Genomic DNA, 13,077 nt, shown 5'->3' on the forward strand with positions numbered 1-13,077 from the left:
CCCCCTCACTCATGACGCCCTCAAGCCCCCTGGATCAAGCCAACGGCATCGATGACGATCTGGTTGCTTGCCGTCGTCATGCCAACAAATTCGTCGTGACCCACCAGCACGACGACGATGTCTGCCCAAGGCAAGGCCTCTTCCAGCGATACCAGCCGGGCCGGCGGAGCCGAGGCGGGAAGGCCCGTGATGTTGGGCTCCACAAAGCAGACCTCGGCATCGCTGCGCTGGCCGAGCTGCTTGGCAATCTCCATCGCCGGGCTTTCGCGCAAATCGTCGATGTTCGGCTTGAACGCCAGGCCGAGGATGGCCACGCGGGGTGTGCGCTGGTGCTGCGCATGGATCGCCGTGATCGCCTCGACGACTTTTGCAATCACCCAACCGGGCTTGCCGTCATTCACCAGCCGTGCGGTGTGCACGAGCCTGGCCTGTTCGGGGGTGCGATTGACGATGAACCAGGGATCGACTGCGATGCAGTGGCCGCCCACGCCGGGGCCCGGGCGCAGGATGTTCACGCGCGGGTGGCGATTGGCAAGGCCGATCAGTTCCCACACGTTGATGTCGAGCTTGTCGCAGATCAGCGACATCTCGTTGGCGAATGCAATGTTCACGTCACGGAAGGCATTTTCCGTCAGCTTGCACATTTCGGCGGTGCGCGCGTTGGTGATGACGCATTCGCCCTGCACGAAGGTCTTGTAGAGCCGTTTGGCAACTGCAGAGCACCGCGCCGTCATGCCGCCAATGACGCGGTCATTATCCACCAGTTCGCGCAGCACATGGCCGGGCAGCACGCGCTCGGGGCAATAGGCTACGCGGATGTCCGATTCCTCGCCCGCTTGCTGCGGGAAGGTCAGGTCTGGGCGCGCGTCGGCCAGCCAAGAGGCCAACTGTTCGGTCGCTCCGACGGGTGAGGTGGATTCCAGCACCACGATGTTGCCCGGCGCCAACACCGGCGCGATGGCCTTTGCTGCGGCCTCGATATGGCGCAGGTCAGGCTCGTGATCGCCCTTGAACGGTGTCGGCACCGCAATGAGGAACGCCTCGGCCGGTTCCGGCGTCAGTGTGGCCCGCAGCCTGCCTTCCTGCGTTGCAGCATGCACCACCATATCGAGATCCGGCTCGACGATGTGGATTCGGCCACTGTTGATCGTCTCGACCGCATAGGCATTGACGTCGACACCGATGACTTCGACCCCGCGGGCGGCGAACACAGCTGCCGTGGGCAGACCGATATAGCCCAGCCCGATTACCGAAATGCGCTTGAATCCGCGATCTGCTGCGCGGCCCGATGCCGCAACAGCATCAATATCTCTTTGAATCATTTCCATTGTTCAAGCACCTGTTGGATCGTTTCGCAGGCACGGCCATCGCCGTAGGGGTTATGAGCAGCGCTCATTGCCGCGTATACGGCCTCGTTGTCCAAAAGAGTTGCTACGCCAAGGACAATATCTTCGGATCTGGTGCCAACAAGTTTCACTGTCCCGGCATCGACTGCTTCGGGGCGCTCGGTCGTTGCGCGCATCACCAGTACTGGCTTGCCCAGCGAAGGCGCCTCTTCCTGAATGCCGCCCGAATCGGTGAGAATGATGTGGCTGCGGATCATGAGATAGACAAACGGCAAGTAATCGAGCGGCTCGATCAGCCGGACGTTGGTGACGTCCGCCAGAATGCGATGCACCGGCCCTCGGACGTTCGGGTTGAGATGGACCGGATAGACGAAATCGCATTCGGGGTAGCGCTGGGCAAGTTCCGCGATCGCGGCGCAGATGCGTTCGAATCCATCACCGAAGTTTTCGCGGCGGTGGCCTGTGATAAGGATCAGCTTCGCGTCCGGACGCAGGATATCCGAGAATTGGGCGGCAAGCTCGTCTGCCAGCGCCGTGTCCTGTTCGATCCGCGCCTTCACCAGCAGCAGCGCATCGATCACCGTGTTGCCGGTCACGTGAATGCTGTCCGCCGAAACGTTCTCGGCCAGCAGATTCGCCCGCGATTGCGCGGTGGGTGCGAAGTGCAGCCGGGCAAGGCCGCCCGTCAGCTTGCGGTTGGCCTCTTCGGGCCACGGCGAGTAGATGTCTCCGGTGCGCAGGCCTGCCTCGACATGGCCGACCGGGATGCGCTGATAGTACGCGGCGAGCGACGTGGCGAGCGTGGTCGAGGTATCGCCATGGACCAGGACGATGTCCGGATTGAACTCGCCCAGCGGCTGCTCGATCCGAGTAAGAATCTCGCTGGTGATGCCCGATAGCGACTGACCCGGCTTCATGATGTTGAGGTCGTAATCCGGTGTTATCTCGAACAGGCGCAAGACCTGATCGAGCATCTCGCGGTGCTGGGCCGTCACGCAGACCCGCGCGTCGAAGCCGTCGGCCGCCGCAAGTCGCTTGACCAGCGGGGCCATCTTGATCGCTTCCGGCCGCGTGCCGAATACTGTCAGTACCTTGATTGTCATAGTGCCAGCACCACTCTCGCGCTCACGGCGATCTGATAGAGAATCTGGGTCAGGTCCTTGAAGAGCTGACGCGACTTTGTGTCGATCTTCGGCAGGACAAGGATCTCGTCGCCGGGTCGGACCCCGCGGCTGTTGTCCTCGGCAGAATCGAAGCTGCCGTTCTGGTGGGCAATCACGATGCGCCGCGCACTGCTCTTTTGCGAGTAGCCACCGGCGCTCGCGATGTAGCCGCCAACCGAGGTGCTGCTTTCCCAGGTGACGGCATTCGGGAACAGCACGTCGCCACTGATGAGGACCAGTCCATCCTTGCCCGGGACGCGCAGGCGGTCGCCATTCTCGAGCTGGAGGCCGTCCCGTTCCGGCCCGTTGCCGAGCACCACTTGGCCAACCGGTGTGACCTTGCGGGCGCGATCGACCCACTGAAGAATCATTTCTGATTCCTGGGCGCGGAGCCGTGCTTCTTCACTCGTGCCCGAACGGGCGTTGAGAGCGGCGGATTCCAGCGCCTTGAGCGACACCTCGAGCATCTCCTTTTGCCTCCGCTGCACACTGGTGCGGAAAAGCTGGATGTTCTCCGGGACCGAGCGGCTGGAAAACTGAACGCGCTGGAGCAGCTCGCCAAGGCGCGAGCCGTACGGCATCACATATTCCTGAACGCTGTCATGTTCGCCTTCCACCCGCACGGTAATCGTTCCCGGCTTCTTGTCGGCGGTGAATTCCACTTCATCGCCGTTGCCGAGAGTGACCGAGGCAGCATCGCTGAGCGCATAGTATTCCGTATTGCGCACGACCCCGGTGTTTCGGGTGACACGCATGTTGGTCGCGGCGGCAAGCGGGCGGGCCATCAGCGCAAGATCGGCTGAGCTGAGTTTGATGTCGCTGGGGAATTCGAAAATCTTCGCGTTCTCTGCAAGGCCCGCAACAGACACGGTATTCTGGCGAGGCCCAACGAAGATCACGTCACCGTCCGCCAGGTTGACCAGCGGCATCACCCCGCGAAACATGAATTCGTAGAGGTTGACCCGGGCTCGGACCTGCTCGCCCCGCTTGACCTGAATCTGGATGAAGGAACCCCGCGTCGGATCGATCCCCCCTGCCTGATCGAGATAGTGCAGCAACGAGGCCATCGACGTGCCTTCATAAAGGCCCGGGCGCTGCACGAAACCGGTCACGAATACCCTTACCGGTTCGGCTTCGGCCAAGCTGGCGTAGACGTAGACGTTGCGGCGGAATGACCGCGCGACCGCGCCTTCGACTGCGGACTGAAGATTGGCGTTGCGCACCCCGCGGATGTTCACCGCGCCCACGCTGGGGAGGAAGATATTGCCGCCCGGATCGACTGTCAGCGAAAGGTTGGCAGTATAGGCGCCCCACAGTCGGACATTGATCCTGTCACCGGTCCCGACGATGTAATCGGGGTTGAACCGGCTGCTGCTGCCACGAGCAAACGTGCCTGTGAACAGGTTCATCCCGAAAACCGGACTCGTGAGGTTCGCCCTGTAGTCGAACTGAGGCGGCCCCTGGGGTGTCACCCGGGCGATGGAGGGGTCTGTGCTCGATCCTGCAGGCGGCGCGGTGCTTGCACTGCCGATCGCGGGTAGCGAGGCAGGGAGGCCGTTGCTCGTAGTCGGGACCGATACGCCGGCCGAGGCCGCGACGCTTGCGAGGGTCGACGGGTCGACCTGCTGCAGGATCTGCGACATGGTATCGGCCGATAGCGGATTGTTTTGCGCTTGGGCGGCTTGGCCAGCCAGCGCCAGCACCGGCAAAACCCAGCGCAACACGCGGTGAAGGATCTTTGTGGGCACGGTCCGCTTCCTCAATCGATGTGATCGCGAATGATCGCGATGGACAGCAGAACCACCCCTGCCAGCACGAACGCGATGATGGCTGTGACGATCGAATTATGAAGCCGCTTGGGCTGGTCCGCTCGCTCCGGCAAGGTCGGCTGCTGCAGTATGCTGACCTTCTTGATCGTGCGCATCGCGTCGATCCGGCCCTTTTCGAGTGCACCGAGTGTGTTCTGGTACAAGCTCTCGGTGAAGGAAGCCTGCTGCTGCAGACGCTGAAAGCGATCCGCAGTGCGATTGAGTGATGCGCTGGAACCCGATGTCACTTTGTCTTTTTCCCTGCGGATCTGCTGCTCGATCCCGTTGATCTGCTCGCGCACGGAAACCACGTCGGGATGATTGGGCACCAGATAGGATTCGAGTGTTGCCTGCTGTGCCTGCAGTGCCGAGCGCCGAGCTTCGAGCTGGTTGATGATGGTCGATACCTGACGCACGGCATCGTCGGGTGAGGCAATGCCTTCGCGGTTCTGGAAGGCAATCACCGCAGCCCGTGCTTCCGCGTTGCGATCAGCGGCGCGCTTCGTGGCACCTTCAAGGAACGCGACCTGCGCATTCGCCAGCTGGTGGACGTTGTCGTTCATGAAGCGCTCGCCCTCGCGGCACATCACCCGCACGATCGCCCGTGCCGTTTCAGGATCGAAGGCCTGAGCCTGGATGTTGAGTGAGCCGGTATATTCGTTGAAGTCGATCCGCACCCGGCTGACGAAATAATCATGGAACCGCTCGATCGGTACGTCGCGAGACCAGAGGCGTGAAAGCGGATCGTGGTGCCAATCGCTGAAGTGCGCGCGCAAATGGAGTTCCGCGTCAAGCTTGAGCAGCATGTCCTGCGAAGTCAGGTAGTCGCGCAGAACCATCTGGTCGGTTCGATCTCCCGAACTCGTGATCCCGCCCAGAAGGCCGCTCAGGGTGCCGATGGACGGGCCCGAGACGTCCGTCCGCTGCACCATGATATGGGCTTCGGAGACATAACGGTTTGATGCAAGCAGCATCCAGTACGCAGCCGAGGCAAGGCTCACCGCCGCCGCAATCCCGATCACGAGATTGCGGATCGCGGTGCGGTCGGAGGAAAGCTTGAATCGGCTTGCGATCCTGTTCCCGAGGACAGTTGGGGATGGCAGATTGATCATGCCGACATGTATTTCCTGTATCGTTTCACGGCTTCATCGATCGTGTCGTACCAGAAGCACCGGCCGTTCCTGATCCAGATCCCGGCGGAGCAGTAATCGAGAAGTACTTTCTCCTGGTGCGAAACCATGATCAGGCTGGCACGTTTGGCCTGTTCGGCGAAAGCGTCTCCGGCCTTCTTGCGGAAGGAAGCGTCGCCCGTAGCGGTGATCTCATCGGAGATATAGACATCGAAATCGAAGGCCACGGACATGGCAAACCGCAGGCGCGCGGCCATGCCGGTCGAGTAGGTCCGGATCGGCTCATCAAACGCCCGGCCCAGCCCGGCGAAAGCCTCGATCCGCTCCAGCCGCTCGGGGATGTCCTCCTCATGGCCGTGGATGCGGCAGACGAACTTTGCATTCTGGCGGCCGGTCAGAACCCCCTGAAGCCCGCCGCCAAAGCCGAGCGGCCAGGAAATCCGCCCCTCGCGTTCAACACTGCCTTTCGTTGGCCTGTCGACCCCCGCGAGCAGGCGAAGCAACGTCGACTTTCCAGCCCCGTTTTTTCCCACGACGCCGACACTCAGGCCCGTCGGGATCGTGAAGCTGATGTCGTTCAGCACCCAAGGCCCAGCGCCGTGTGCGGTTCGATACCGCTTGTAGAGGTTGCGGACAGTTATCATTGCTCGGCAATCTTGTCGCTAAGCAGTACAACCAATACCAGTCCGAGCGCAAATATGGCGCCGCCCGCTTCGAACACGTAGGTCAGATCGGTTTCCGGCGCCTGATTGTAGAACCGCGAGACTGCATGGCGCGCCGCTTCGATGGCGTTGGCAACCGGGTTCAACATCAGCACCTCGCGCCAATCGGGCGGCAGCGAAGAAAGCGGAAAAACCACGCCCGAGGTAAAGTAGAGTGGCCGCATCGCCAGCTTGATCAGCAAGCGCACTTCATCGGCTATGGCTGCCAGACCGGCAATCACCATGCCAAAGCCGACCCCGGTCAGCCACAGGCCGACAAAGGCAAAGAGCAATTGCAGTGGTTCTTCAGGCTCGAATTCGTGGCCGAGCAGTTCGGAGGTGACGATCAGCGCCAGCAGCACGACGATCCATACAAAGCCTTCAAGCAATGCGCGCGAAATGATCGTGTCTACAGGTTTGACCTGCCGATAGGCGAACAAGGCGCGGTTGGAACTCGGCGCGCTCGAAACCGAATTGCCGACATCGCGGAACAGGAAGAAGCATTGCAGGCCGATCACCAACCAGATGATCGTATCCATCTGGCCAACCTTGTGCACGCTGATCGACGAATAGAGAAACATCAGATAGCCGACATGAAATACGGGTTCGGCAAAGACCCACAACCATGAGGTGCGGCTGGCAAAAAGGCGCGTTTCGGCTTCACGCAGGACCAGCGCGCGCCACACGCCCAGCGTGATCGCCAGGCTGCTTCGGCGGACGCGGGGCAATTCGCCGCCACCGTCAGGGCCCGCAACGCCTTCTGTCGTGGTGGTGATGTTCATTCGGCGCCGTGTTCCGGGATGGGGTTCGGCGCGCTTCCGGAGAGCCCGCGTGTGCTGTCGCCGCGCAGGGCCAGCAGCCGATCGATCAGGGCAGGCAGGTCAGCCAGCGCAATCGCGTTCGGCCCATCAGACAGCGCACTCGCCGGATCCGGGTGGGTTTCCATGAATATCCCGGCAACGCCTACCGCTATGGCTGCGCGGGCAAGTGGCTCGACGAACTCGCGCTGGCCACCTGAACTCGTCCCGTTCACCCCCGGCAACTGCACCGAATGAGTCGCATCGAACACCACGGGGCACCTGGTCTCCCGCATCTGCACGAGCGAACGCATATCGACCACCAGGTTCCCATAGCCGAACATGGTGCCGCGTTCGCAGACCAGAAGGGAATCGGCATCCACCCCTGCTGCCAGAGCAGCGGTGCGCGCCTTGTCGATCACCTGAACCATGTCGAGCGGCGCCATGAATTGCGCCTTTTTGATGTTCACCGGTCGGCCGCTGGCTGCTGCCGCCATGATCAGGTCGGTCTGCCGCGCGAGGAACGCCGGCGTCTGCAACATGTCGACCACTTCGGAAACCGCAGGTACATGCGCCGCCTCGTGGACATCGGTGATCACCGGCAGGCCGGTCGCCGCCCTGACCTTGTCCAGAACCCGCAAGCCTTCATCCATTCCGAGCCCGCGGTAGCTGCGGGCGGAGCTGCGGTTGGCTTTGTCGAAGCTTGCCTTGAACACCACCAGAATGCCGGTCCGCTCGGCCAGTCGGCGCAATTCCTCGGCCACGGTGAGGCACAGCGCTTCAGACTCGATCACGCACGGTCCAGCGATCAGGAACAGCGGCTGGTCGATGCCGATTTCGCGGCCGAGAAGTTTCATGATGGCTGCCCGCCTTGCTTCCTGAACTGTGCGGCGCGTTGCCTGAGAGCCGCTTCGATTGCGGCCGTGTCGGAAGGATTGTTCAGTTCGATGACATCCCACGCCGGCACCGGACAGACGGCCATACCTACGCGTATGCCCGCGTCGAGGAAGCGGAGTTGCTCGAGCCCTTCGATCTCTTCGAGCATGCAGGGCGGGTGCGCCATGTACGCAGCAAGTGCCGCAGGCCGATAGGCATAGAGCCCCAGGTGAAGATGGACGAGGTGGCCGGCGATGCGGTCCTGCGGAACATAGGGCAGGACTCGCTTCGAAAAATAAAGCGCATCGTGCCGTTCGTTGAAGACAGCCGTGGTCCCGCCGACCCGTCCTTCCGCCTGGTCCTGCAGCAATCCCGACAGCATGGCCGGGCTGCACGGAACGGCTGGCGTGCAGACCGGCAGATCGGGATCGGCAACCATGCGTGTCAGTGTCGCCTCGATAAGGTCTGCCGGGGTGAGCGGCGCATCGCCCTGCAAGTTGATGACGATGTCAGGGCTCTCGCCCAACCCATCAAGGGCCGCAGCGCATCGCTCGGTGCCGTTGCGGCAGGTTTCCGGCGTCATGACCACTTCTGCGCCAAAGCCGCGCGCCGTCTCGGCAATCCGCTCGTCGTCAGTGGCGATGACGATGCGCACGATGCTGACTGACCCGTCGGCAACGGTGCCCCCGGCGGGCCCCGCCGCAGCCTTTGCCGCGCGCCAGCTCCATTCGATCAGCGGGCGCGTCGTCCCGTCATCGCCGCGCAAAGGGGCCAGCGGCTTGCCAGGAAAGCGGCTCGAGGCGAACCGTGCCGGGATGATGATCACCGCTTGTGATGGCATGCGGATCACGCCGCTCCGGGCGTGGTGAAATCATGAATGTGGACAATGCCGACCGGGTGATCGGGGCGCTCGTCCTCCACCACGAACAGGGCCGTGATGCGGCTTGCCGAAAGCATGGTCAGGGCTTCGTGGGCGCGGGCGTGGGCGAAGATTGTCCGCGGGCGAACCGACATCACGTCGCGCGCGCTGGATGTCATGAGGATGTCGATGTGGCGGCGCAGGTCGCCATCGGTGATGACCCCCACAAGGCGGCCGGCCTCATCGGTCACGCCCGCGATGCCAAGGCTGCGGGCCGTCATCGTCACCAGCACTTCGCGCATGGGCGCTTCGGCCGGGACCAGCGGCATGGCATCACCAGAGCGCATCAGGTCCGCGACCGTGGCGATCTGCCGGCCGATCGACCCACCCGGATGCAACGTCTCGATGCTCTCGCGCGAAACGCCGCGCACGCCCATCACCGTAACAGCCAACGCATCGCCCAGTGCGAGCATCATTGTGGTCGATGTCGTGGGTGCAATGTTGACCGTGCAGGCCTCAGGTGCTTCGGGCAGCAAGAGGCCGATATCCGCCCCCCGCATCACCGGCGACTTTGCCCGCGCCGCGATGCTGATGATCTTGCATTCGAGCGTCCGTGCGTAGCTCATGATCGGGCGCAGCTCAGCGGTATTGCCGGAGTTCGACAGCACCAGCAGCACGTCGCCTGGCACGATCATGCCAAGATCGCCGTGCGCGGCTTCTGCCGGATGGACAAAGATGGCCGGCGTGCCCGTTGCCGCGAAAGTAGCCGCAATCTTGCGCGCCACATGGCCGGATTTGCCCATACCGGTCACTACCACGCGCATTTTCGATGCCATGATGGCCTGCACGGCATCGGCAAAGGCGCTGTCGAGATTCTGGGCGAGGCTGCTCAATGCAGCCGCTTCCGTGTTGATGACCCTTCTACCACGGCTGATCAGGTCGATCGTTGACGGTGGCGAGACGTCGATTTGGTCAAGCGTCTCAAGGGTGTGGGTGGCAGACATTACGAAAATCCCTAAGCTCAGATTTATACCTAGGCAAGCAGCCTAGGAGAGCGAGTGTGACCAAAAGGCAACATGGCCGCATCCATCATGTCTGGAGCAGCCATTCTCGCAGGTATTCGTGTTCGTCGTTGGCCCCCTGCCAAAGCGGTTTGGGCGTAAGCGGGCCCGGTCAAGCTTGAAGCGACAGAATGATGGCCATCCGGGACGAAACGACTGGTCGTGCGGCCCTTTGGTTACTGTTCAGCAATCGTTACGTATCTATCTGCTGCGCATTGTTTTTTGATCGCTGTCCTTAACCGGTTCGTCTATCGGTCGGCTCCCGCGGTCATGCAGGCCGCCCCATCACCAGCAAACAGGGAGGCCACCGCCTTGGCGATTCTCGTAACTGGAAACGCAGGTTTCATCGGGTTTCACACGGCCAAGGCGCTGCTTGAGCGCGGCGATGATGTGGTCGGGATCGATGTCGTCAACGACTACTACGACCCTTCGATCAAGGAGGCCCGGCTCCGCATTCTGGAGGAAACCGCGCGCCGCACTAACGCGCGCTACGTATTCGTCCGGGCCAATCTGGCGGACCGCGCGGCGGTGGAGCGCACCTTCGGCGAGAACGACATTCGCCGGGTGATCAACCTCGCGGCGCAGGCCGGGGTGCGCTATTCGATCGAGAACCCGCACGCTTACGTCGAAAGCAACATCGTCGGCTTTACCAATATCCTCGAAGCCTGCCGCCATGGCGGGGTCGAGCATCTGGTCTATGCCTCGACCAGCAGCGTCTACGGCGCCAATCAGGCGATGCCGTTCAGCGAACATGTCGGCGTGGATCACCCGCTGCAGTTCTATGCCGCGACGAAGAAGGCGAACGAGCTGATGGCGCACAGCTACAGCCATCTCTACCGATTGCCGACCACGGGGCTGCGCTTCTTCACCGTCTATGGCCCGTGGGGCCGCCCCGATATGGCGCTGTTCCTGTTTGCCAAGAACATCCTCGAAGGCAAGCCGATCAACGTCTTCAACCACGGCAACCACACGCGCGATTTCACGTATGTGGCCGATATCGTCGAAGGCGTGATCCGCGCCTGCGACAATCCGGCGCAGCCCGATCCGGCGTGGGACGCGATGCGCCCCGATCCGGCATCGAGCAACGCGCCCTACCGGATCTACAACATCGGCAACAACAACCCGGTGAAGCTGACCGAATATATCGCCGCACTGGAAGAAGCGATCGGGCGCAAGGCCGAGCAGAACCTGCTGCCGCTCCAGCCCGGTGACGTGCCCGATACGTTCGCGGACGTGTCCGATCTCGAACGCAACCTCGGCTACAAGCCGCGGACCACCGTGCGCGAAGGGGTTGGCGCGTTCGTGAAGTGGTATCAGGAGTACATGGCGCAGAACTCGGACTGACGGTTCGCGCCAAGTCTGATAGGCTATTCCTTTCAACCGGGACGGCCCATCGATGCAGCTTCGCCATTTGCGCTATTTCGTTATGCTCGCGCGCGAGGGACACTTTGCCAAAGCGGCAGCGGCCTGCGGCATTTCCCAGCCCACGCTTTCGGCCGGGCTCACCACGCTGGAGGCCGAGTTCGGCCGCCGACTGGTAGAGCGGGACCGGCGCTTCATCGGCCTCACCCCGCACGGGCAGGCGATGCTGCCATGGGCCGAGCAGATCCTCGGCGCGGTGAGCGGCATGGCCAGCGCCGTGGCGGCCACTGCCGCGCCGCTCCGGGGCGAATTCGGCCTCGCCGCGATCCCCGCAGCGTTACCGCTGGTAGGCCTGCTGGGGGAAGCGCTGCTGGCGCAGAACCCCGAACTCACGCTTTCGGTGCGCTCCGCCACGTCCCGCGCGATCGAACATGGGCTGCATGCCTTCGAAGTCGATGCCGGGCTGACCTATCTCGATCACGAACCGCCCGCCAACGTGCTTTCGGTGCCGCTCTATGCCGAACGCTACATGTTCCTCGCCGCGCGTGGCGGCGGGTTCGACCAGCATACCGCCGTCACGTGGGCAGAGGCCTGCGCACAAGATCTCTGCCTGCTCCACCAGGGCATGCAATACCGCCGCATCCTTGACGAACGCCTTGCCGCGCGCGGCCTTGCCGTCACCCCGCGCGCCACGGCAGACAGCCACTTCGCGCTGTTCGCCATGGTCGAGGCCGGGGGCTTCGCGACCATCGTGCCCGATGGTTATGCGCGGATGATGGCGGGCGTGGAATGGGCGCGCTTTCTGCCGTTCGATGCGCCGGAAGAGGCGCGCCGCGTCGGGCTTGTCGTGGTCAACCGCGATCCGCTTGGCCCGATGGCGCGCGCTGCGCTGGCGGCGGCACGGGCGCTGGAACCGGCTGGATTGCCGCCGTCCCTGTAATAGAGATTATCTATCAACCATCAGGCATTTCGATTTGACCTTCGCGCCGCAATTCCCAAGGCATTTCACTATGACAGACCAAGACGAGCTCGATGGCATCCTTGCCGCCCACGCCAGCCGCGAAGGCGCGCTGCTGCCGATCCTGCATGATGTGCAGGCCGCATTCGGCCACGTTTCGGAAAGCGCGGTGCGTCGCATCGCGCAGGCGCTGAACCTGACGCGGGCGGAAGTGCACGGCGTTGTCAGCTTCTACCACGATTTCCGCGAAGAGCCTGAAGGCCGCCCGGTGCTCAAGCTATGCCGCGCCGAAAGCTGCCAGGCGCGCGGCGTCGAAGCGCTGGTTGCGGCGCTGCCGGACAATCCGCGCGTTGCAGTCGAGACGGTCTACTGCCTCGGCCTGTGCAGCGTCGGCCCGGCTGCAATGGTGGGGCATGAAGTCCACGGGCGGCTCGATGCCGCCCGGCTTGGCGCGCTGGTGGAGAGCCTGGCATGACAACCGTTCGCATCTCCGATGACGCCGCCGCGCTGGCCTGCGGTGCCGATGCCGTTGCCGCCGCCTTCAAGGCGGCAGGCTGCACGGTGGAGCGCGTGTCCAGTTGGGGCATGCACTGGCTCGAACCCTTGGCCGAAATTGACGGGCAGGGCTTTGGCCCGCTCACGCCCGAAGATGTCGCCAGCGTCCTTGTCGGAACCAGCGCCAAAGCCATCGGCACAATCGCCGAGCATCCCTTTATTGCCCGCCAGCGGCGCTTCACGTTTGCGCGCGCAGGCAGGACGCGGCCGCTGAGCCTTGAAGACTACGCCGCAACCGGCGGTTGGGCGGGCCTCAAGCGTGCCCGCAATCTCGGCCCCGAAGCCACCATCGCCGATGTCACCCAGTCCGGCCTGCGCGGTCGCGGCGGCGCTGGCTTTCCGGCAGGGATCAAGTGGACCACCGTCGCCAAGGCCGCTGGCCCGGTGAAGTACATCGTCTGCAATGCGGACGAAGGTGACAGTGCAACTTTCGCGGACCGGATGGTGATGGAAGGCGATCC

Annotated in this window: 12 protein-coding genes and 1 pseudogene; 4 read left to right on the top strand and 9 right to left on the bottom strand. The window is 63.0% G+C overall.

Features of this window, described 5'->3' with window-relative positions; translation table 11 throughout:
• Nucleotides 1-20: 20 nt before the first annotated feature.
• The 9 genes from wecC to CFE35_RS22265 are packed head-to-tail and all read right to left on the bottom strand — an operon-like array spanning nucleotide 21 to nucleotide 9,684.
• Nucleotides 21-1,328 (bottom strand): UDP-N-acetyl-D-mannosamine dehydrogenase, encoded by a 1,308-nt coding sequence (wecC, locus tag CFE35_RS22225; RefSeq protein ID WP_292932651.1) that lies wholly within the window; start codon nucleotides 1,326-1,328, stop codon nucleotides 21-23.
• Nucleotides 1,319-2,449, bottom strand: coding sequence for a UDP-N-acetylglucosamine 2-epimerase (non-hydrolyzing) (gene wecB, locus CFE35_RS22230; RefSeq protein ID WP_366557159.1), 1,131 nt, complete (start codon nucleotides 2,447-2,449; stop codon nucleotides 1,319-1,321). Before wecB ends, wecC begins: the two co-directional genes overlap by 10 nt.
• Nucleotides 2,446-4,257 carry a polysaccharide biosynthesis/export family protein gene (locus tag CFE35_RS22235; RefSeq protein ID WP_292932649.1) on the bottom strand — a complete coding sequence of 604 codons (1,812 nt, stop codon included), beginning with the start codon at nucleotides 4,255-4,257 and terminating at the stop codon, nucleotides 2,446-2,448. Before CFE35_RS22235 ends, wecB begins: the two co-directional genes overlap by 4 nt.
• A gap of 11 nt (nucleotides 4,258-4,268) precedes the next feature.
• Nucleotides 4,269-5,429, bottom strand: coding sequence for a hypothetical protein (locus tag CFE35_RS22240; protein ID WP_292932647.1), 1,161 nt, complete (start codon nucleotides 5,427-5,429; stop codon nucleotides 4,269-4,271).
• Complete coding sequence (locus CFE35_RS22245; protein WP_292932645.1) at nucleotides 5,426-6,031, bottom strand: ABC transporter ATP-binding protein; 606 nt, start codon at nucleotides 6,029-6,031, stop codon at nucleotides 5,426-5,428. Before CFE35_RS22245 ends, CFE35_RS22240 begins: the two co-directional genes overlap by 4 nt.
• A 56-nt stretch (nucleotides 6,032-6,087) precedes the next feature.
• Nucleotides 6,088-6,930 carry an ABC transporter permease gene (locus CFE35_RS22250; protein WP_292932643.1) on the bottom strand — a complete coding sequence of 281 codons (843 nt, stop codon included), beginning with the start codon at nucleotides 6,928-6,930 and terminating at the stop codon, nucleotides 6,088-6,090.
• Nucleotides 6,927-7,802 carry a 3-deoxy-8-phosphooctulonate synthase gene (kdsA, locus tag CFE35_RS22255; protein WP_292932641.1) on the bottom strand — a complete coding sequence of 292 codons (876 nt, stop codon included), beginning with the start codon at nucleotides 7,800-7,802 and terminating at the stop codon, nucleotides 6,927-6,929. The genes CFE35_RS22250 and kdsA overlap by 4 nt, the downstream gene beginning before the upstream one ends.
• Nucleotides 7,799-8,662 (bottom strand): 3-deoxy-manno-octulosonate cytidylyltransferase, encoded by an 864-nt coding sequence (locus CFE35_RS22260; protein WP_292932844.1) that lies wholly within the window; start codon nucleotides 8,660-8,662, stop codon nucleotides 7,799-7,801. Before CFE35_RS22260 ends, kdsA begins: the two co-directional genes overlap by 4 nt.
• A gap of 5 nt (nucleotides 8,663-8,667) precedes the next feature.
• Entirely contained in the window at nucleotides 8,668-9,684 is a 1,017-nt protein-coding gene (locus CFE35_RS22265) for a KpsF/GutQ family sugar-phosphate isomerase (RefSeq protein WP_292932639.1), read from the bottom strand.
• A gap of 369 nt (nucleotides 9,685-10,053) precedes the next feature.
• Between CFE35_RS22265 and CFE35_RS22270 the strand changes: the two genes are divergently transcribed.
• From CFE35_RS22270 to CFE35_RS22285, 4 genes and pseudogenes are all read left to right on the top strand, one after another.
• On the top strand, nucleotides 10,054-11,085 hold the full coding sequence (locus CFE35_RS22270; protein ID WP_292932637.1) for an NAD-dependent epimerase: 1,032 nt from the start codon (nucleotides 10,054-10,056) through the stop codon (nucleotides 11,083-11,085).
• Between the two features lie 52 nt (nucleotides 11,086-11,137).
• Entirely contained in the window at nucleotides 11,138-12,043 is a 906-nt protein-coding gene (locus CFE35_RS22275; RefSeq protein ID WP_292932635.1) for a LysR family transcriptional regulator, read from the top strand.
• Between the two features lie 70 nt (nucleotides 12,044-12,113).
• Nucleotides 12,114-12,536, top strand: coding sequence for an NAD(P)H-dependent oxidoreductase subunit E (locus CFE35_RS22280; RefSeq protein ID WP_292932633.1), 423 nt, complete (start codon nucleotides 12,114-12,116; stop codon nucleotides 12,534-12,536).
• A pseudogene (locus tag CFE35_RS22285) lies at nucleotides 12,533-13,077 on the top strand (formate dehydrogenase); the annotation flags it as partial. The gene CFE35_RS22280 and the pseudogene CFE35_RS22285, both read left to right, overlap by 4 nt.

It is taken from the genome of Novosphingobium sp. PASSN1, from assembly GCF_002278815.1.

Bases quoted from the DNA above. Each gene is read 5' to 3' on its own strand.
- wecC (WP_292932651.1), bottom strand. From the start codon at position 1,328: ATGGAAATGATTCAAAGAGATATTGATGCTGTTGCGGCATCGGGCCGC.
- wecB (WP_366557159.1), bottom strand. From the start codon at position 2,449: ATGACAATCAAGGTACTGACAGTATTCGGCACGCGGCCGGAAGCGATC.
- CFE35_RS22240 (WP_292932647.1), bottom strand. From the start codon at position 5,429: ATGATCAATCTGCCATCCCCAACTGTCCTCGGGAACAGGATCGCAAGC.
- CFE35_RS22250 (WP_292932643.1), bottom strand. From the start codon at position 6,930: ATGAACATCACCACCACGACAGAAGGCGTTGCGGGCCCTGACGGTGGC.
- kdsA (WP_292932641.1), bottom strand. From the start codon at position 7,802: ATGAAACTTCTCGGCCGCGAAATCGGCATCGACCAGCCGCTGTTCCTG.
- CFE35_RS22260 (WP_292932844.1), bottom strand. From the start codon at position 8,662: ATGCCATCACAAGCGGTGATCATCATCCCGGCACGGTTCGCCTCGAGC.
- CFE35_RS22265 (WP_292932639.1), bottom strand. From the start codon at position 9,684: ATGTCTGCCACCCACACCCTTGAGACGCTTGACCAAATCGACGTCTCG.
- CFE35_RS22275 (WP_292932635.1), top strand. From the start codon at position 11,138: ATGCAGCTTCGCCATTTGCGCTATTTCGTTATGCTCGCGCGCGAGGGA.
- CFE35_RS22280 (WP_292932633.1), top strand. From the start codon at position 12,114: ATGACAGACCAAGACGAGCTCGATGGCATCCTTGCCGCCCACGCCAGC.